Here is a 17,158-nt window from a genome sequence, read left to right on the forward strand (position 1 = left end):
GGTGCTGGGTTCAACCGGCGTCGTGCGCGTGTCGTTTGCTTCTAACCATGAGGCGCAGATCGCCCGTGAGAGCGCTGCGCTCCTCGCCGTGAGCAGTTCCGGGCTCAAGACCCGCATCCCGACGCTCCTGCGGACACTGACCGGTGACACCTGGTCTGCGATGGCGTGCACCGTCGTCGCGGGAGCCCACAGGGCGGATCGGCCGTGGCACGAGGTCCGGGACGATTTTGCCCTTATCCTCAATGACCTTCAATGCGCGCAACTACCGACAGGGTTGCCTCCCGTACGCTCCTGGTGCGGCGGGGACTCCTGGCCTGACGTCGTTGAGCGCATCACGGCAGATGCCGGCACTCACGTGCGGAAAGCTGCCCAGATCGTGGTGCGGGAGGTTCTGAGTCTCGAGGAAGAGGTGACCGCTTCTCTCGTCCATGGTGACTTCGGTCCGCACAACATTTTGTGGGACGACTGCGGCGTACCAGGCCTTATCGACTTTGACAATGCGTGTGTGGCAGACCCTGCTATCGATGTTGCTCCCCTCATCGGGTTTTACGGCGCGGCCAAAGTAGGGGACATTGTGGACGCAGACGTGCTGGCACGAGCGAAGGTGTACCGCGCATCTCTACCCCTGCAGGTAGCGGCGGCCGCAGCGCTTGGGGCAGACCGCAAGCTCCAAAGCCACGCACTGTCGAACTTCGCGCGTCGGCTTGAGGCAGGATCACTCCACGATCCAGGACCTACCTAGACACGCACGATTAGGGATGCGGTATCGCCCGATAGGCGCGAATGGCCTCGCTGTCCGTAGCTTGAGGGCTACACCCGGTTCAACGGCGGCCGAAATACATGCCGAAGCCGAGCCTCCAACGCGGCAGCGTCACGCTCAGTACGCGCTCGGAGCCAGGAAACATCACAGCCCAGCAGCCAGCTCCGAATCGCTGTCGCCTGCCCAGTCGTCACCTTCTGCCGGTTCGGATTGCCCGTGACATTGGGCGGGATCTGAAACAGCAGCTCACATACATTCCGACGCAACGAAGATCCCGCAAGGCTCACACCTCCGCCAAGGTGCGTCGAGAGCCGCTTCTGCAGACTCGTCGCCGTACCGACATACTGCGGAACCCCACCACGCGACCACAGGTAAACCCCCGGCTCATTCGGCAGATCCGCGCGGGTCAGGCCACTTGCAGCACGTCTCGGCGCCGCAAGGAGCCGACTCCAATCCTTGCCCGCAGGCTCAGCGGAGTCGAGCGTTATCGACGAAGTCGCCTCGTCCAGCGCATCGAGGATGGCGTCCATCTCGAAGTCATCCTCGGCACCGTAGATGTTCAAATCGCTTTGGTCATAGCTGTTCGTCACGACGCAACAGTATCGTCAACTAAATAGCAGACACGAGCGGGAGAGTCAGGCTGACCCTTCCTGCGCAGCGGGCCCGATAGACGGTCGATCACCGTGCCCAGGAAACGCGCCGCTACGTTCGTCAGTTTCAGAAGTCGTCTGCACCGTCATGCATTTATTCAACAGTCGTTTGCACCAAAGACCGAGCTGCGGGACTGCAACTGCTTCAGGGTTCGAGGCCCGGACCCAGCGGTACAGCGTGGGCACCGAGACCCCGAGGCTGGCAGCAACTTCCTTGGGCGGCGTTCCCTAGCTGAGGAGCTTCCGAGCTGAGCGGATCTTGGCCTCAGTCATTACACGCTTGCGTCCGCCGACCCGGCCCTGTTCGCGCGCTGCCTGGAGGCCCGCCTGGGTGCGTTCGACCATGAGCTCGCGTTCCATCTGCGCCAGGGAGGCCATCACGTTGAAGAAGAAGCGTCCGGAGGCGGTGGTGGTGTCGATCGAGTCGGTGAGGCTGACAAAACCAATTCCGCGCTCAATGTCCAGGGCGAGCCCGAAACAACGGTCAGTGGACTTTGCGCCGAGCTAGAAGTCACCCGCCAGGCGCACCACAACGACTCGTACAGGAACGTCGGCTCGAAGAATCCTAAGACCACAGGCGCCCCGGACGCGTCCGTCGCGGCGATCCCGGAGGCAGGGTCCACCTGGTGGATCTGGAGCTTCCATGGCAGGGTGCTGGGGTCGCCGTAGAGTTCGTTGTTGAACCAGTTTCCCCAGCGGCACAGCGCCTGGGCGAAGAGGACGCCGGGGGCGACGGCGTCCAGGAAAGCGACGAAGGAGACCTTCAGCCTGCGGCAGCCGATCCCGGCGCCGGCGCAGCCAAAGGCGACGGCACCCCAGATACCGAGGCCGCCGTCCCAGATGGCGAGGGCGTTCCACGGGTTCCGACCGGGGAGGATATACAGTTCGGGGTCGGTGATGACGTGGTAGATCCGGCCGCCGATGAGTCCGGCCGGAATCGCCCAGAGGCAGATGTCCACAGCACCTGACCCGGTTGGCCGCCGCGCTGCTGCCAGCGCCGGGACCCGAGCCAGAGGGCGAGTGCGATGCCGGCAAGAATGCACAGCGCGTAGAAGTGGATGGTCAGCGGTCCCAGATGGAACGCACTGACGGTCGGTGATGGGATGAATGACTCTGTTGGAGCCTGCGCAGCCATGGCATCCTGCCGGATGGTGAATGGGGAACGTGAAGGCTAAGCCTATGGTTCGGCGCGGCCGGGCGGTAATTGTTCCGCTGTCGTGCTGATCAGTCGGCGGAACCTGTCATCGCTCGGTGGCCTCCGCCCAACGTGCCGGCGGCGCGGACGATGTCGGGGTGGGGGGGGGGGGGGGGTCAGCAGGCGAGCGGTGCGCGGTCGTGGTGCCGGTACGTGGTCGTTATAGAGCGTTGCTGGAAAACGGCGGGTAGCTGGAGATTATGTAGTCGGCGGCGGCGGGACCTGCGATTCTTCGTCGAGTCTTGCCTGGTTCTACTCCGTGGTGTTGGAGCGCGTCGCGGAAGTGGCGGGCCTCGAGGGGGCTGATGCGATGCAGAATGCACCAGCTGGTGTAGAGCCCGTAGAGGCAGTCGGACCCGAGGGGTTCCTGAGTCTGGTCCGGAATTGTTGCTTCCAGGAGAAATTGCGTGATGTGTGAGGTGGGCATATCGCCTCATTCTGCGCGTGTGCGTTCTTTCCACCGGACTGCTTCAGTGGCTTCCACCGCACCCTGCACCTGGGGGCGGGGATCCGGCCCCGAAGGGCATATCGGATACACGCGAATCTACGTGGTGTACTTTGGCACCGTCCACTTTCCAGTGGACGGTGACTACGGCATTTTTGTGGCTGCCCGGAGGCCGGTGGCTGTGCTTCGCATTCGGAGCAGAAATTGTGCCCACTTATCGTTCGTGCGGCAAAGGCCAGCGGCTCCTGCACTCCACTCTGAGTCAGCCTCCAGACTGTACCGGCGCGTCTCCCCTGCAGGGCCACGGATTGGAGCTCGATTTCCTGGCGCGAGGTGCCCTGGCGGCCATGTGGTCGAGGCGGGTGTCTTTTCCACCCTACGATTGCCGGCGGGCCGCCGCCGGCGATTTTGTTCGCAGGGCCAGTGACGGGTATGGAATGCCGCCCTCTTGCGGCCCTTAGTGGGTTCCCGTTACCCATGTTGGGTTTCCGTCGGGCCGGTAGATGACTGCGTTTCCGTCGTCCTGGATGACGAGCCGGCTTCCGGGGTTGTTATCGGTTTCGGTGTCCCACACGTATTCGTCGTGGGGGCCGTAGAGGACTAGGTTCCCGTCGGGCTGCATGATGCATGCCCCGGCGCCGCGGCCGTTGGTCCCGGAGTCCCACAGGGGTCCGTCGGGGCCGTAAAAGACGAGGTTCCCGTCAGTCTGGTAAAGAAGTCCGTAGAGCCCGTTGGCGGATCTGATTCCGTGGGTGGGGGTGAGTGTTGATCCTGACTGCAGGACGTGGGAGTCGGCGCTGCCTGGCGGCTGGCATGTTTCTGTAGCCCACAGCGGGGAACCGTCGGGCCGGTAGATGACTGCGTTTCCGTCGTCCTGGATGACGAGCCGGCTTCCGGGGTTGTTGTCGGTTTCGGTGTCCCACACGTATTCGTCATTGGGGCCGTATAGGACTAGGTTCCCGTCGGCCTGCATGATGCATGCCCCGGCACCGCGGCCGTTGGACCCGGAGTCCCACAGGGGCCCGTCGGGGCCATAAAGGACGAGGTTCCCGTCCGTTTGATAGAGCAGCCGGTAGCGGCTGTTCGGAGAGGTTGCTGCGGAGCCGGGGCGGAGTGCTGTTTCCGGGTGCAATGTCATGGCCGTTCCCCGTCGGTTGTGGTGATGAATCGTGGACGCATCTCCGGGCGTTGGTTTACGGCGGCCCGGTCCGGAGGCGGAGACAGCGGTGCGCGGGTTTGGATCAGGTGGTGTCTGAGTACAGCGATGTGGTCGCCGGGGTGGACGGCGAGCAGACTGCGCAGCCGGTGCCTGGCGGGTGCGGCTGTTGGGTCCGTTCCTGACAGGACGGTCCGGATAATGTCCTCCGCCTGTGAGTCCAGTGTCATGGAGGTGTCGTCATCACGTTCTGCGTGGCTGGCATTTGCCTCAGTCAGTGCAGTCCGGGGTTGCTGAGAACTCATGGGGTTATCCTTCTTCTTTTTCTTCTTCTTCGATGCGGACGCTTCGGCTAATCGGTTTTGATCTTTTGTCCGCGCATGGACGGGCGGGGCCGTGCGGCCGGCCGGTCGCCTGTCCCTGCCGCGCTTGGGTGGTCAGTTGCGGCGGCCGTCTGTACGCGTCATCGATGACGATCCCTGAATTGTGCAGGTTTTGACTGGTGCCGGCCTCCGGCCCGTGGCGGGAGTTTAGGTGGTCCCGCCGTGCCGGGCGATACGTGGCGGCCGGAGGTGTTGCTTTGGGCCGCCCGGAGGTTTGGCTTTGGTCCTTTTTCGAACGTACCACGCGGCCGCGGCGGCGGTGAGGGCGGCCAGCAGGGCGATGGTTGCTGTGGGGCCGAAAGTTTTGGCTGCCGTGAGGTAGGCGCTTCCGGCGAAGTAGCCGGCGAGGACCACGGCGGCACCCCAGGTAGCGCCGCCGGCGATGTTGAAGGCCAGGAACCGGCGGTAGGGCATGTTGGAGAGCCCGGCAAGGGCGGGCATGACAGCGCGGAAGAACGCGGTGAACCGGCCAAGGAACACGGCGGATCCTCCCTTGCGGGCAAGCAGGTCCCGGGCGCGGTCCAGCCCGGCACGGCGTTTTTGGAGTAAGGAGATTTCCAGGATTCGGGATCCGAAACGGCGTCCGATCTGGTATCCGACGGTGTCCCCGCCGATAGCGGCTGCGATGACGAGGACCAGGACCAGCCAGAGCTGCAGGTGGTGCTGGCTGGCCAGGACCCCGCCGAGGACGGCTGCGGTTTCCCCGGGCAGGATGAAACCTATGAAGAAGGCGTCTTCGGCGAAGACCAGCGCACTGATAATCAGGTAGGCGGGCAGGGGCCCGGCGTTGCGGACGGCGTCGATGATCCAGGTCATGAGCTGGCCCTCTGCTGTCGGTCCGCCGGGCGCGGAGGTCCGGGGCAGGCAGCCGGTTTCGGGCTAGTAGGGATCTGCATGATGGTGCCTCCTGCGGTTTCGTTCCGGTACTACCAGCATGGCTGGCGGTTCCTGAGGGCGTCCTGAGTCTTATTCCTGCACCAGTGCTTGACCGGTAGGGGGTTAGTCGATTTTTTCTCCGGTGCCTTTGGCTTTCGTGGCGGTGGCGGTGACCGGGGCGAGTCCGGGTGCGGCGGCTTCGACGTTGATTTTTACTTCGTTCGTGGAGGTTCGGTAGAGGCTGTATTTGTTCTCCGGGTAGTGCCCGGTGCCGGTGGCGTTGTCGAAATACACTGTCGCTGACGTATCAGGTGCCAGGGTCAGCCCGTCGAGTTTCTGGTAGTAGGACTCTGTCTGTCCGGTGGCGGTGTCTTTCATGGTGTAGTACACCTCCAGGCCGGTAAGCGGCGCGGGGGTGGAGTTGCTCAGGGTGAACTGAAGGCGGTCCGGGACTGCGGCGTTGGTTTGAGGGTCGGTGTTGTCTTCGGCCTTGGCCTTGCTGATGGTCAGTCCGGTGGCGGTCCCGGTGGCGGTGATGGGGTTTTTTGTCACGGGAAGTACGGTCGCTGCGGGGCCGGCCGCGGCGGTGCCGGTGGTGCCGGCCGTGGGGCTGCCGGGGCCGGAGGCCCCTTGCCAGATCAGGATGGCGGCCAGGATGGCGATGGCGATGAGGGCCAGAGGGAGGATTTTTTTAAGGGCGGGCGTTTTCATTGTTCTTAGGCCTTTCGGAGGAGTTTGTGCCGGGTGGCGGCCAGGACCGCGGAGCCCGTTGCTGCGGTGAAGCCGGCGAGGAGCCAGAGGGTGTGGTTGAAGGTCTGAGCCCATACATAGGCGGGGCTCTGTTGGTTGTATTGGTTTTTGATACCGAGCCAGGCGAAGAGGGGGCGTTCGTATTGTTTGGTGAGGGAGGTTTGTTCGATGAGGTCGCGGGCTGTTTCGTAGCCGGTGAAGTTGGCCATAACGGCGTGCTCGTGTGCTTTGTCGATTTGGAGGCTTGCGAACAGCCCTCCGGGGATCTGGTTGTCCGGATCCATGGTGTCGCCGATCTGGGGGATCACCAGAACGACGATGAGCCAGAGGACCAGGGCCAGTACCAGGCCGGTGGCCGGGGTCCGGGTGAGGGCGGCCAGGGCCAGCGCGGCGAGCGACCACATGGTCAGGTAGATGGTGGTGTGGGCTGCGGCGAGTACTAGTCGGGTGAGGTCTGTGCCGGTCAGGGGGGCGTTGCCGGCGATGAGCAGGGCCCCGGTGATGACGGAGAACAGGGCTGCGGTGACGGCGGCCCAGATGGTGAAGGCGGCCAGGATTTTGCCGGCGGCGAAGCTGTGGCGTCCCAGGGGACGGGTGAAGATCAGTTGCAGGGTGCCGTTGTTTTTTTCCTTGGCGATCAGTCCGTAGCCGAGGATCACGGCGAAGAGTGCCCCGACGATTTCCAGGTACTCCGTCGCTGCCCGCAGCATCTGCAGCGGGAAGAGGTCCGGGGGCGGTGCGGTGACGGTGCCGCCGCTGGCTTTGAGGGCGGCCAGGTAGCTGGTGTAGTCAGCGGTTTTGGCACGGAAGTCTGCGGCCGCTACGAGGACGGAGAGCACGACGATGAGGGCCAGGAAGGTGATCAGCAGCCGCATGGAACGGTTTCGGGACAAGTCCCGGATTTCCTTCCCGCAGAGCGTGAGGAGGCTAGTCATGGAGTTCCTTTCGCATGCTCGCGCGGCCGGTCAGGACGATCAGGGTGACCCCGACGGCGAGGAAGGCCAGGATGACCATGATCCCGCCGGTCATCGTGCCGCTGGCCTGGGGGTCCTGCAGCAGGATCGAAGCGACGTGTTTGAACTGCTCCCCGAGGGACAGGGGGCCGGTGAGGGAGCCGGTGACGGCGAAGATCCCGGTCTGCGGGGCCGCGGGAGGTGTCACCGGGTTCAACAGCGAGACCGGGTGAACGGCGGTGCCGAGCAGGGGCAGGACGAAAATAATGACGCTCCAGACCACGATGGGAACCAGGAGCGCGGCGGTGTAGCTGGATGCGTGGAGCCCGGCCAGCATGCCCAGGGCCACGAAGAAGAGCAGGAAGATCCATGCCAGGGCAAAGAGGGCGGTGAGCCGGAGCAGCTGGCCGGGTGCCGGGATGCTGCCGGTGACCGCGCTGATGGAGGCCATGCTTATCAGCGCCGAGGCCGCCAGCACGCCCAGGAGTCCCAGGCTGATGCCGGTAAATTTCGCGGCCAGGTACCCGGCCGGGGACAGGCGCCGGGTCAGGACCAGGTCGATCGTCCGGGCACGCCGGTCCCGCATCCCGGACTGCACACCGGTCACAACGGCCAGGAGAGCCCCGATCAGGAGGATGTAAATGACGGTATTGCGGGCGTAGTAGAGGGCCGGGACGTTGCCGAAGGGGTTAGGGGCACTTGTCAGTCCCTGGCCGGCGGCTGAGTTGTACACGTTCGTGACGGTTGCCTTCGCGGCCGAGCCGATGAACGCCGAGACTGCGGTCATGCCGATAAACACGGCCAGGAGCAACTGGGGCAGACGTTCACGTCCGGCGCTGCGCAGTTCATGACTGACGGTGGCGGCCCAGGGATTCATGACGGGGTGCCGGCTTCGATGTGGAGGTAGATGTCTTCCAGGGATGCCTGGTCGGGGAAGGCCCCGAGGGTGGCCGCGACGGAGTTCTGGTAGATCAGCCGCCCTGAGCTGAGGATTCCGATGCTGGTGCACGTTTTGGTCACTTCGGCCAGGAGGTGGGTGTTCATGAACACCGTCATTCCCAGTGACTGGTTGAGGCCGATGATGATTTCCCGCAGGTTGGCCACCCCTTGCGGGTCCAGCCCGGAGGTCGGTTCGTCCAGGAACAGCACCGCCGGTTCGTGCAGGATGGCCTGGGCGATGCCGGCGCGTTGACGCATCCCTTTGCTGAACGTGGACATTTTCTCGTGGCCGTGGCCGGTGAAGTCCACGGCCTCAAGGGCCGCTTCGATCCGGGCTGCGGGGGCCGCTATCCCGGAGAGCCTGGCGAAGAACGTCAGGTTCTCGGTGAGGGTGAGGTTGTCGTAGAACTGGACATTCTCCGGCAGGTAACCGATCGAGCGGCGCACCAGGTCAGCGCCGGTGGCCACGTCATGGCCGGCGATGCGGGCTGTGCCGGACGTAGCCGGCAGCAGGGTGGTCAGGATGTTCACGGTGGTGGTTTTACCCGCCCCGTTGTGTCCGAGTAGCCCGAAGATTTCCCCTCGAGGTACCTCGAGGCTCAGGGCCTGGAGGGCCTGCTTGGATCCGTAAGCCTTAGCCAGTGAGCTGGTTTCGATTGCCATGTCCGTCATACACCGCAACTTATGACGACGCCGGTAAGAGAAACCTGAGGACGGGCCTGAACCCCTGAACCCCGGACGCTCGTTCTTGAGCCCCCGGGCGTCAGCGGCTCAGGCCGAGGGCCGGAGCCAGCCAGTCCGGGGCCGGTCCCATCGTTTGTCGGGGGATCTCCCAGGAGTGCCCCTGGCCCGGGACCAGGACGGTCCTGACGCTCATGCCGGCTTTGGCGGCCGCGTCAGCGGTCCGGGCCTGGTATCCGGAGAACGTTCCATCCTGCGCCCCGGCGGCAAGGTAGATCCTGCTGTGGCTGTAGTGCCCGGCGGCCAGGACCTTCAGGGGCGAGACCGCATCGAAGGCTGCCGTGTTGCCGCCGAACGCCTGGGCGATAGTTGCGGACCGGTCCGGGCCCAGCGCGGGTTCGGCTTCGCCGCTGAGGTCGATCGCGGAAGGGTAGATGTCCGGGTGCAGTGCCGCCATCTGCAGGGCGCAGGTCCCGCCGAAGGAGAACCCGCCGACCGCCCAGCGGGCCGGGACCGGATCCACTCTCAGGGTGGTCTTGATCCACGCTGGAACATCGGTGGCGAGATAGGTGCCGGCGTTGGCGATCTTCGAATCCATGCACATGGTGTTCCCCGGCGCCGAGCCGTTGACATCCGGGATGACGACAACCGGGGCGAGCCCTTCGTGCGCTGCTGCGAAGGCATCCATGGTTGTTGCTACTCCTCCGGCGGTGATCCAGTCCGCCGGTGAGCCGGGCTGGCCCGCCACCAAGACTAGGACAGGCATCGCCGGCCGGGACGGGGCCTGGTAGGCCGGGGGGAGGTAGACGTACCCGGGGCGTGCAGCGAAACCTGAAACGATACCCGGGATCTGCACCGAGCTTATCGTCCCGGTCGCGGGGAGCCCCGGCGGTTTCACCCAGGTCGAGGCCACCGGGCCGGTCTTCGGGCCGGGAGCCGGCCCGGGCATGGTGCGGGGTACCGCGCGCGCGGCCTGCGGCAGCGCCCCGATGGCGGCGGTACTGGCCCCGGTCATGTCACCCAGGGTCCGGTACGCGGCGTAGTAGATGTTCACTTGTAACGCCGCCACCAGAATCAGCGCCGTCATGGCCACCGGTGCCAGGATTCTGCGGCGCCGGGAGCTTCCGGCCAGGTTCAGCCCGGCCAGCAGCACAGCCCAGTACGCGAGCCCCATCCACACGGTCACGGGCAGCGGCAGCTCCTGGGCCGAAACCCCCGCGGCGTGGACCAGAACCCAGCCCGTCCCCGCAGCCAGCAGTGCCGCGGCCAGAAAGGCCCCGCCCGTGGCCATCCACCAGCGCCGCCGGCGGCGGATCAGCAGGAAGAGCGCGGCCGCCGCGGCAGCAACAGCGGTGCAGGCCGGGACTGCCCCGCTCAACAGCTCCACTCCGGTCAGGGTGATCATGCGGTCCTCTAACAGGTCAGGACATTGTGGACGCCGGGGGTTTGTTACCGGGGACAGGAGGACCCGCGAAGCCGGGGTGCTTCGCGGGTCCTGGTATGCCGGGGGTGAGGGCTGGGGGGTCCGTGGCGCCGGCTGGTTTCTTCCCTGGGTGCCCGGTGTTACGGAGTTCCGGGGGCGTCGCCCGGATCTGTGTGCTCACCGGTCTGTTCGACGTTCGGTCCGGTATCACCGGGGGCTTCAGGGGCGTCTGCCTTTTCGGTTCCCTCGGCCGCGCCCGGGGCGTCGGCGGCGTCGCCGGGCGTGGCCTTCTCCACCGTGCCCGGCGCGTCGGCCGTGTCACCCGGGGTGGGGGTATCCGCGGTGACGGACTGGGTGGTGGTCGGTGACGGGGAGGGGGTGGCAGCGTTTGCTGCCCCGATGCCGAGTCCGGCCAGGCCGAGGACTCCTGCGCTGACGATGACGATTTTTGTCCTGGCTTTCAGGTCTTTGACGTTCATGTCCGGCTCCTTTCGTGGCGGGTTGCGGGTCCGCCGGCGCCTCCCGGTGCGGGGGGCTATGGATCCAGTGTGTCCCGCGGGACCTGAGAGGACCCTTAACCCGGTTGAGATCCCGCTGAACCGGATCCGGTACCCTGCCACGGGAGGGGTTTGGTATCTGCACCGTGCCGGGCCCATCCTTGGATTATGGATGCTGACCGGGTTCTGCCCTCTGCCGGCGGCGCGCGGTGGGGTGTGCGCAAGCGCGCCACGGCAACTGCGGTTCTGGTGGTTGCGGCGGCTCTGGCCGTGGGCGGGCTGGTCCTGCTCGTGTTGCTGCAGACCTCTCTGGTCGCTTCAACGGAAACGGCCGCCCGGCGGCAGGCGGCGGATGTGATCGCGCAGATCTCCGGGCAGGATGTCGCCGAAGCGGGCCAATACATTGTCTCGACCGCCCACACCGGCCAGTATGTGCAGATCCTTACTCCCGGCGGGGCGGTTTTTGCCGCCTCGGTGCCGGCGGCGAAGACGGTTGCCCTCACTTCCCTGCGGCCCGGTCACGGGCAGACTCTCACGCAGGATGTGTCCGGGCTGCCCAGTCTGCGCGATGATGATGATTTCCTGATCGTCGCGACCGGCGCCGACGTCGGCGGTCGCCTTTACACCGTCGTCGTGGCCGCGACGGTGCAGGTCCAGGCGGATACGGTGTCCACCGTGGCCTGGTTCATCCTCGGAGCCACCCCGCTGTTACTGGTAGTTGTGGGCGTGTCGGTCTGGGTGCTGGTGGGCCGGTCTCTGCGGCAGGTTGAACGGATCCGCGGCCAGGTCGCAGGGATCAGCGCCCGGAACCTGGACGGCCGCGTTGACGTCCCGCCGACCAGTGATGAGATCCAGGCGCTGGCGGAGACGATGAACATGATGCTGGGCAGGCTGCAGGCCTCGGACCAGGAACAGCGCCGCTTCGTCTCGGATGCCAGCCATGAACTCCGCAGCCCGCTCGCGACTCTCAGTGCCGGTGTGGAGATCGCCGCCGCCGACGCCTCGGGGGCGACGTGGGAACACATGAAAACCGTTCTCGCCGGCGAAACGGCCCGCATGCGGTATCTGGTCGAGGATCTGTTGACCCTGGCCAAAACGAACGACGGCGGCCTGCGCCTGGAAACTACAGATGTGGACCTCGACGATGTCCTGAACGAAGAAGTCCGCCGGTTGCGCTCCACCAGCACCCGCCGGATCGAAGCCAGCCTCGAACCCTCCCGGATCACCGGGGACCCGCGGCGCCTGGGGCAGGTCATACGCAATGTCCTGGACAACGCCGACCGGCACGCCGCGTCCCGGATCGGCATCACGTTGCGCAACACCGGCAGCGGGGCACAGATCACGATCGATAACGACGGCCCGCCGGTGCCGGCGGCCGACCGGGAACGGATCTTTGAACGGTTCGTCCGGCTGGATCAAAGCCGGTCCCGCGAAAGCGGCGGCAGCGGCCTTGGCCTGGCCATCGCCGCCGGCATCATGACAGCCCACCACGGCTGGATCCGCACCGGCGAGACCCTCGGCGGCGGATGCCGCTTCGAACTGGGCTTCGCCCCGGCACCGGAACCCCGCCAACCAAAGGACCCGGTCACGGCGGGAGACCCGCGGGCGCCGGATACCCCGTAAGTGTCCGGCCGGCTTCGCAGCCATCCGGGAGCCCCGGCCCGGCGCCGGCGGTATCCGGACCGCGGAAGCCGGGGTTGCGGGACGGATCGTCACAGCGGTTCCTCAGCAGCGGTGAGGAAGTGTGGTCCCCATGAACCTTCGCAGCATACCCGGCACCGCTTTGGCGGTCGTCGTCGTTTTGAGCCTCGGCATGGGCTCGGCGTCCGCGGCGGAGCACGGAAAAATCCTGCCGCCGGCGACACCTGCCCACACTGCCGCCCCGGCAGTTCACCGTCCCGGCGGTTCTGACCTGGACGTCCTCACCGGCTACCCCAAGGAAGTCCACACCGATGAGCGGCTGATCGAGGAGGAACTCGAATTCGGCGAAGCCGCCCCGCACACACACCGGCGGTTCCACGCCGGCACCGCCTAAGCCAGCCCCGGCCCGACCGGCGCCGGAACCTCCGCAGGCGGCCTCAGGCACCGCGACGGACCCAGGACAATCAGGACAAGGGCGGAGTTTTTTACCCGGCCGGCCGGTCGGCGCCCAGCATGTACCCCATGCCCCGGACCGTGGCCAAGGTCTGCAGCCCGAACGGGGCATCGATCTTGCGCCGCAGGTAGCCGATATAGACCTCCACCACGTTGTCGCCGCCTTCAAACGCCGGATCCCAGACGTTGTCGAGGATCTGGGCTTTGGACACGACCTGGCCATGGCTGCGCATCAGGTAATGCAGCAGACCGTACTCCCGGGCCGTCAGTTCGATGACGGTATCGCCCCGGCGCACGCTGCGGCTGCCCGGGTCCAACGTCAGCGAACCCACCGTGAGGGTGACAGGCCGCTCCGGCGCGCCCCGCCGGATCAGGGCACGGATCCGGGCAACGAGGACGATAAAGCTGAAAGGCTTGGTCAGGTAATCATCAGCTCCCAGATCGAAGGCGTCCGTCTGGTCGTATTCCCCGTCCTTGGCCGTCAGCATCAGCACAGGGGTCCAGACCAGCCGCTCCCGCAACTCCTTCAGAACGTCGTAACCGTTCTTGAGCGGAAGCATCAGATCCAACAAAATCACGTCGTACGGGTTCTCCGTCGCAGCCCACAAACCACTGACACCATCATGGGTGACATCCACGACGAACCCCTCGTTGACCAGCCCGCGCCGGACCGTCTCGGCCAGCATCTTTTCGTCCTCGACCAGCAGAACCCGCATGTCCGCACCCCTTTCCTTTGATAGTTGCAGTATCCCGGAGTCCTGTTGTGCGGAACCTGAGAAACGTCGAAGCCCCTCTCAGGTTCTTCTCAGAGCCGGTGCCGCAAGCTGGTGGCACGCCCCGCGCATCAGCACTCGAACTGTCAGGACTGCACCATGGATACCTCCCCGGCCCGCCGGAGCACAATATTTCCCGGACTTCAGTCCTGGTGGTGGGTCACCGTGGCTGCCTCCATCTTCGCCACCACCGCCGCGGCCGGAATGGTGGCGAAGTCTTTCGGGCCGGTGTCACCGGAACTGGGACTGGACATTGCCCTGAGCCACGGCCGAAACAGTGCCCTAACCGGGTTGAGCGAAGCCATCCACTACGGACTGGGACCGGTTGGAGCGGTGACGCTCGTCCTGGTCATCTGCCTGTACCTGCTCGGGGTCCGCCGCAACCCGGTGCAGGCGGTGGCGTTCGGGTCCGTCGTCGCCGCCGGCTGGCTGGCCTCATCTGCGGTCAAAGCACTGGTGGGCCGCTCCCGGCCGCCGGGGGACGTGACAGCGTCCCTGGTCGTTGAAACAGGCCACAACAGTTTCCCCTCCGGCCACACGGCCTTCGCCGTCTCCCTGGTCCTCGCCGCCGTGCTGGTCCTGGCCCGCAGCAAGGGTCAACGGCTGGCAGCGCTGGTCGCGGGTTCGCTTTTCGCGGCAGTCGTCGCGTTCTCCCGCCTTTACCTCGGGGTCCATTACCTCAGTGACGTGGTCGGTTCGGTGTTCATCAGCACCGCGGCGGTCCTGGCCTGGTTGCCGGTATGGAATACCCTCATTGCACCCCGGATCGACCGCGTGCAGCTGATCCGGAAGTTAGACCGCACGGCCACGGACCGTACCCGGGGGTAACCCGGGCGGAAAGAGGCCCTGGAGGGCCACTCCCGTGTCAGCGTGCTACCCCTCCGTTGAAAGGAACCCTGTGGCTGCGACCCCTCAGGAGCCCGGGAAACCGGTCATTCCAAGGGCACTGGCCTTTGCGCTCCGGCAGCTGCGCCGCGCGCCGGCCACACTTGGCTGGATTTTCATTTTTTGGGCCGCCGGAGCGGTGTCGTCCAGTCTCATCGACGGCCCGTCCGGGACCCTGCGCCCGAACGTGGCCGCGGCGGCACACTCTGTGCCCGGCCACTGGTGGGCGCTGCCCGCCTCAGGTTTCTGGGCGCATAATCTGACCGGGTACCTGCTCGGAAGTGCCCTGACCCTGGTGGTGGGGCTGGCCCTGGAACCACGGATGGGCAGTGCACGGTTCGCTGCAGCCGCCCTTGGCTCCCAGGTCCTGGGAATCGCCGCCGCTCTTGGCTTCCTGGCCGCCGCGCACCAGGTGATGGGTGCCTGGACACGCGAAATGAGCGGGCACCTCTTCCTCGGCCCCAGTGCACTCATCACCGGGGCACTCATGGCCGGCACGGCGACCATGTCCACCCTCTGGCGGCGCCGGATCCGCCTGGCCGTCTTCGCCCTGCTGATTCTGCTGGCCCTCTATACAGGCGGGTTCGCGGATTTGGTCCGGCTCGGAGCCGCCGTTGCCGGCGCCCTCCTCGGCCCGGTCCTGCATGGCAGGGCACCCCGGTTCGGCCGTCCCGTGACCTCCCGGCACGAAGGCCGGGTCCTGGTCGCCCTGCTGGTGGCCGTGTCCGCCGTCGGACCTGTCGTCGCCGGCCTGGCCCCGCACGCCGCCGGGCCCCTCTCGGTGTTGCGGTTCCTGTTTACGAACATCCAGCCCGTAGACCCGCAGACACTCCAAAGCCTCTGCACAGAACCTGGACAGGCCAAGGAATGCGCGAGGGCGCAACTGCAGCTGCGCGCCGGTGCCGGCGGGATCTTCATGGCCGTCCTCCCGTCGTTCTTGTTGCTGCTGCTCTCCGACGGGCTGCGGCGGGGGCGCCGCTTCGCCTGGGCCGGCGCCGTGCTGATCGAGCTGGCATTGTCCGTTCTGGCAGGAATCACCATTGCCGCAGCGTTGTCCCCGGCGTCCCCAAACACCGCTGCCGGCGAAGCGGCGGGCCCTATCGAGGTCCCCGGCTACACACACCCGTTGGCCCTGATACTGCCGCTGCTGCTGCCGGTGGCACTGACGCTGGTGCTGCTGCTGACCCGCAAATTGTTCCCCCTCACCGCCCCGGCAGGAACCTACCGGAGCCTCGCGGTCAGCGCCGGGAAAACAGCCGCCGCCCTGGCCTCGGTCTACCTGCTCGCCGGCATCCTCCTGGCCCCCGGCTTCACGCCCGCTCCGGCGCCGCTTGACCTGCTGGTCGATATTCCCGACAGGTTCCTGCCGCTGGGATACCTGCTCGATCTCTCCCCGGCGTTCTTCCCCCAAAGCACCCCCGCGGTCATCCTCTATGAAGGCACCGGCACCGTCTTCTGGGCCGTCACCGCCGTCCTGATCCTCAAAACATTCCTGCACCCGGTCCCGGCCCAGCACGTCGCTGGGACCGCCCGGGCCCGGGAAATTCTGAAAACAGGGCAGGGCAGCACCCTGTCGTGGATGACAACCTGGCCGGGGAACACCTACTGGTTCTCCGCCACCGGAGAAAGCTTCATTGCCTACCGGACCATCGCCGGGATCGCCCTGACCCTTGGAGGCCCGGTCGGCCCCGGGCACCAGGGAAAGTCCTCTTTGGCGGAGTTCACAGCATTCTGCACCGGTCACGGCTGGACACCGTGCTTCTACTCCGTACCCCAACAACTGCGCGACCACGCAGCTTCTCTTGGCTGGGGATCCGTGCAGGTAGCCCAGGAAACCATTCTGGAACTGGGCACGCTGTCCTTCAAAGGAAAAAAATTCCAGGACATCCGCACGGCCCTGAACAACGCGGTCAAAAACGGGATCCGCGCCGAATGGACCACCTACCATGACGCACCCCTCACCCTGTCCGCCCAGATCCAGGAAATCTCCGAAGAATGGGTAGCCGATAAAAAGGTCCCGGAAATGGGCTTCACCCTCGGCGGCCTGGACGAACTCAACGACCCCAACGTCCGCCTGCTGCTCGCCATTGACGACACCCACCAGATCCACGCCGTTACTTCCTGGCTGCCCGTCTACCGCAACGGCGCTATCGAAGGCTGGACCCTGGACTTCATGCGGCGCCGCAGCACAGGGTTCCGTGCCGGCATTGAATTCCTCATCGCCTCCGCAGCCCTGGACCTCCAAGCCGAGCGCTGCCGCTATATCAGTCTCTCCGGAGCACCACTGGCCCGGCTGGGCGGCACCACACCATCCACCGTGGAAACCCCCGAAACGGGAGGAACCGGCGGTCTCGACCGCTTCCTAGGCCGGCTCGGCGCGGCCCTGGAACCTGTCTACGGGTTCAGGTCCCTGCTGGCATTCAAAGCGAAGTTCCAGCCCCGCTATGAACCCCTGTACATGCTCTACCCTGACGCGGCCGCCCTTCCGGCCATCGGCAACGCCATCACCCGCGCATACCTCCCCGCCATCAAACTCCGCGAAACCCTGACGCTGGCCCGCCATGTCCTCGGACGCGCCAAATACAAAAAACTTCCCATCAAACACGCCCGACAGACCGGCCACCAGTCACCCTCCCGAAACCCCGGTGAGGCGCAAACGGTGAAACCTCACGCCGCGACACCGCCGCGGCCGTAACAA

The 17,158-nt window shown here is 65.8% G+C and carries 16 protein-coding genes and 2 pseudogenes; 5 read left to right on the forward strand and 13 right to left on the reverse strand.

The window, feature by feature from the left end:
• Position 1 precedes the first annotated feature (1 nt).
• Positions 2-742: an aminoglycoside phosphotransferase family protein gene (locus LFT49_RS01255; protein WP_237429486.1), complete on the forward strand. Its 741-nt coding sequence runs from the start codon at positions 2-4 to the stop codon at positions 740-742.
• Between the two features lie 68 nt (positions 743-810).
• Here the strand turns inward: LFT49_RS01255 and LFT49_RS01260 are convergent, their stop codons facing one another.
• The 12 genes and pseudogenes from LFT49_RS01260 to LFT49_RS01315 form a co-directional block, all read right to left on the reverse strand.
• Positions 811-1,350, reverse strand: coding sequence for a GIY-YIG nuclease family protein (locus LFT49_RS01260; RefSeq protein ID WP_237429487.1), 540 nt, complete (start codon positions 1,348-1,350; stop codon positions 811-813).
• A gap of 414 nt (positions 1,351-1,764) precedes the next feature.
• A pseudogene (locus LFT49_RS22675) lies at positions 1,765-1,875 on the reverse strand (recombinase family protein); the annotation flags it as partial.
• A 59-nt stretch (positions 1,876-1,934) separates the two neighbouring features.
• A pseudogene (locus LFT49_RS01270) lies at positions 1,935-2,545 on the reverse strand (prolipoprotein diacylglyceryl transferase family protein); the annotation flags it as partial.
• A gap of 962 nt (positions 2,546-3,507) precedes the next feature.
• A complete protein-coding gene (locus tag LFT49_RS01275) occupies positions 3,508-4,188 on the reverse strand; it encodes a curculin domain-containing protein (protein WP_237429488.1) in 681 nt (226 codons plus the stop codon).
• Positions 4,185-4,511, reverse strand: a complete 327-nt coding sequence (locus tag LFT49_RS01280) for a hypothetical protein (RefSeq protein WP_237429489.1) — start codon at positions 4,509-4,511, stop codon at positions 4,185-4,187. The genes LFT49_RS01275 and LFT49_RS01280 overlap by 4 nt, the downstream gene beginning before the upstream one ends.
• A gap of 225 nt (positions 4,512-4,736) precedes the next feature.
• On the reverse strand, positions 4,737-5,405 hold the full coding sequence (locus LFT49_RS01285) for a DedA family protein (protein WP_237429490.1): 669 nt from the start codon (positions 5,403-5,405) through the stop codon (positions 4,737-4,739).
• Positions 5,406-5,588: 183 nt separating this feature from the next.
• The gene (locus LFT49_RS01290) at positions 5,589-6,176 is read right to left on the reverse strand and encodes a hypothetical protein (RefSeq protein ID WP_237429491.1); all 588 of its coding nucleotides are present in this window, start codon (positions 6,174-6,176) and stop codon (positions 5,589-5,591) included.
• Between the two features lie 5 nt (positions 6,177-6,181).
• Positions 6,182-7,150 carry an ABC transporter permease gene (locus tag LFT49_RS01295; RefSeq protein WP_237429492.1) on the reverse strand — a complete coding sequence of 323 codons (969 nt, stop codon included), beginning with the start codon at positions 7,148-7,150 and terminating at the stop codon, positions 6,182-6,184.
• Positions 7,143-8,045, reverse strand: coding sequence for an ABC transporter permease (locus LFT49_RS01300; RefSeq protein WP_011689704.1), 903 nt, complete (start codon positions 8,043-8,045; stop codon positions 7,143-7,145). Before LFT49_RS01300 ends, LFT49_RS01295 begins: the two co-directional genes overlap by 8 nt.
• Positions 8,042-8,779, reverse strand: a complete 738-nt coding sequence (locus LFT49_RS01305) for an ABC transporter ATP-binding protein (protein WP_237429493.1) — start codon at positions 8,777-8,779, stop codon at positions 8,042-8,044. The genes LFT49_RS01300 and LFT49_RS01305 overlap by 4 nt, the downstream gene beginning before the upstream one ends.
• A gap of 91 nt (positions 8,780-8,870) precedes the next feature.
• Positions 8,871-10,193 carry an alpha/beta hydrolase gene (locus tag LFT49_RS01310; protein WP_237429494.1) on the reverse strand — a complete coding sequence of 441 codons (1,323 nt, stop codon included), beginning with the start codon at positions 10,191-10,193 and terminating at the stop codon, positions 8,871-8,873.
• A 158-nt stretch (positions 10,194-10,351) separates the two neighbouring features.
• On the reverse strand, positions 10,352-10,690 hold the full coding sequence (locus LFT49_RS01315) for a hypothetical protein (protein WP_011689707.1): 339 nt from the start codon (positions 10,688-10,690) through the stop codon (positions 10,352-10,354).
• Positions 10,691-10,876: 186 nt separating this feature from the next.
• Here LFT49_RS01315 and LFT49_RS01320 point away from each other — a divergent pair, with 186 nt between their 5' ends.
• Positions 10,877-12,331, forward strand: coding sequence for an ATP-binding protein (locus LFT49_RS01320; RefSeq protein WP_237429495.1), 1,455 nt, complete (start codon positions 10,877-10,879; stop codon positions 12,329-12,331).
• Between the two features lie 130 nt (positions 12,332-12,461).
• Positions 12,462-12,743 (forward strand): hypothetical protein, encoded by a 282-nt coding sequence (locus LFT49_RS01325; protein WP_237429496.1) that lies wholly within the window; start codon positions 12,462-12,464, stop codon positions 12,741-12,743.
• Positions 12,744-12,834: 91 nt separating this feature from the next.
• Here the strand turns inward: LFT49_RS01325 and LFT49_RS01330 are convergent, their stop codons facing one another.
• Positions 12,835-13,518, reverse strand: a complete 684-nt coding sequence (locus LFT49_RS01330) for a response regulator transcription factor (protein ID WP_237429497.1) — start codon at positions 13,516-13,518, stop codon at positions 12,835-12,837.
• A 156-nt stretch (positions 13,519-13,674) separates the two neighbouring features.
• Here LFT49_RS01330 and LFT49_RS01335 point away from each other — a divergent pair, with 156 nt between their 5' ends.
• The gene (locus tag LFT49_RS01335; protein ID WP_237429498.1) at positions 13,675-14,403 is read left to right on the forward strand and encodes a phosphatase PAP2 family protein; all 729 of its coding nucleotides are present in this window, start codon (positions 13,675-13,677) and stop codon (positions 14,401-14,403) included.
• 70 nt (positions 14,404-14,473) lie between these two features.
• A complete protein-coding gene (locus tag LFT49_RS01340; protein WP_237429499.1) occupies positions 14,474-17,155 on the forward strand; it encodes a bifunctional lysylphosphatidylglycerol flippase/synthetase MprF in 2,682 nt (893 codons plus the stop codon).
• Positions 17,156-17,158 lie beyond the last annotated feature (3 nt).

The organism is Arthrobacter sp. FW306-06-A (assembly GCF_021870055.1).
Taxonomy (GTDB): Bacteria; Actinomycetota; Actinomycetes; order Actinomycetales; family Micrococcaceae; genus Arthrobacter.

What these genes read in the sequence shown, in the direction of transcription:
- LFT49_RS01295 (WP_237429492.1), bottom strand. Translation starts at nt 7,150, where the DNA reads ATGACTAGCCTCCTCACGCTCTGCGGGAAGGAAATCCGGGACTTGTCC.
- LFT49_RS01290 (WP_237429491.1), bottom strand. Translation starts at nt 6,176, where the DNA reads ATGAAAACGCCCGCCCTTAAAAAAATCCTCCCTCTGGCCCTCATCGCC.
- LFT49_RS01285 (WP_237429490.1), bottom strand. Translation starts at nt 5,405, where the DNA reads ATGACCTGGATCATCGACGCCGTCCGCAACGCCGGGCCCCTGCCCGCC.
- LFT49_RS01310 (WP_237429494.1), bottom strand. Translation starts at nt 10,193, where the DNA reads ATGATCACCCTGACCGGAGTGGAGCTGTTGAGCGGGGCAGTCCCGGCC.
- LFT49_RS01300 (WP_011689704.1), bottom strand. Translation starts at nt 8,045, where the DNA reads ATGAATCCCTGGGCCGCCACCGTCAGTCATGAACTGCGCAGCGCCGGA.
- LFT49_RS01325 (WP_237429496.1), top strand. Translation starts at nt 12,462, where the DNA reads ATGAACCTTCGCAGCATACCCGGCACCGCTTTGGCGGTCGTCGTCGTT.
- LFT49_RS01335 (WP_237429498.1), top strand. Translation starts at nt 13,675, where the DNA reads ATGGATACCTCCCCGGCCCGCCGGAGCACAATATTTCCCGGACTTCAG.
- LFT49_RS01330 (WP_237429497.1), bottom strand. Translation starts at nt 13,518, where the DNA reads ATGCGGGTTCTGCTGGTCGAGGACGAAAAGATGCTGGCCGAGACGGTC.
- LFT49_RS01280 (WP_237429489.1), bottom strand. Translation starts at nt 4,511, where the DNA reads ATGAGTTCTCAGCAACCCCGGACTGCACTGACTGAGGCAAATGCCAGC.
- LFT49_RS01305 (WP_237429493.1), bottom strand. Translation starts at nt 8,779, where the DNA reads ATGACGGACATGGCAATCGAAACCAGCTCACTGGCTAAGGCTTACGGA.
- LFT49_RS01275 (WP_237429488.1), bottom strand. Translation starts at nt 4,188, where the DNA reads ATGACATTGCACCCGGAAACAGCACTCCGCCCCGGCTCCGCAGCAACC.
- LFT49_RS01315 (WP_011689707.1), bottom strand. Translation starts at nt 10,690, where the DNA reads ATGAACGTCAAAGACCTGAAAGCCAGGACAAAAATCGTCATCGTCAGC.
- LFT49_RS01320 (WP_237429495.1), top strand. Translation starts at nt 10,877, where the DNA reads ATGGATGCTGACCGGGTTCTGCCCTCTGCCGGCGGCGCGCGGTGGGGT.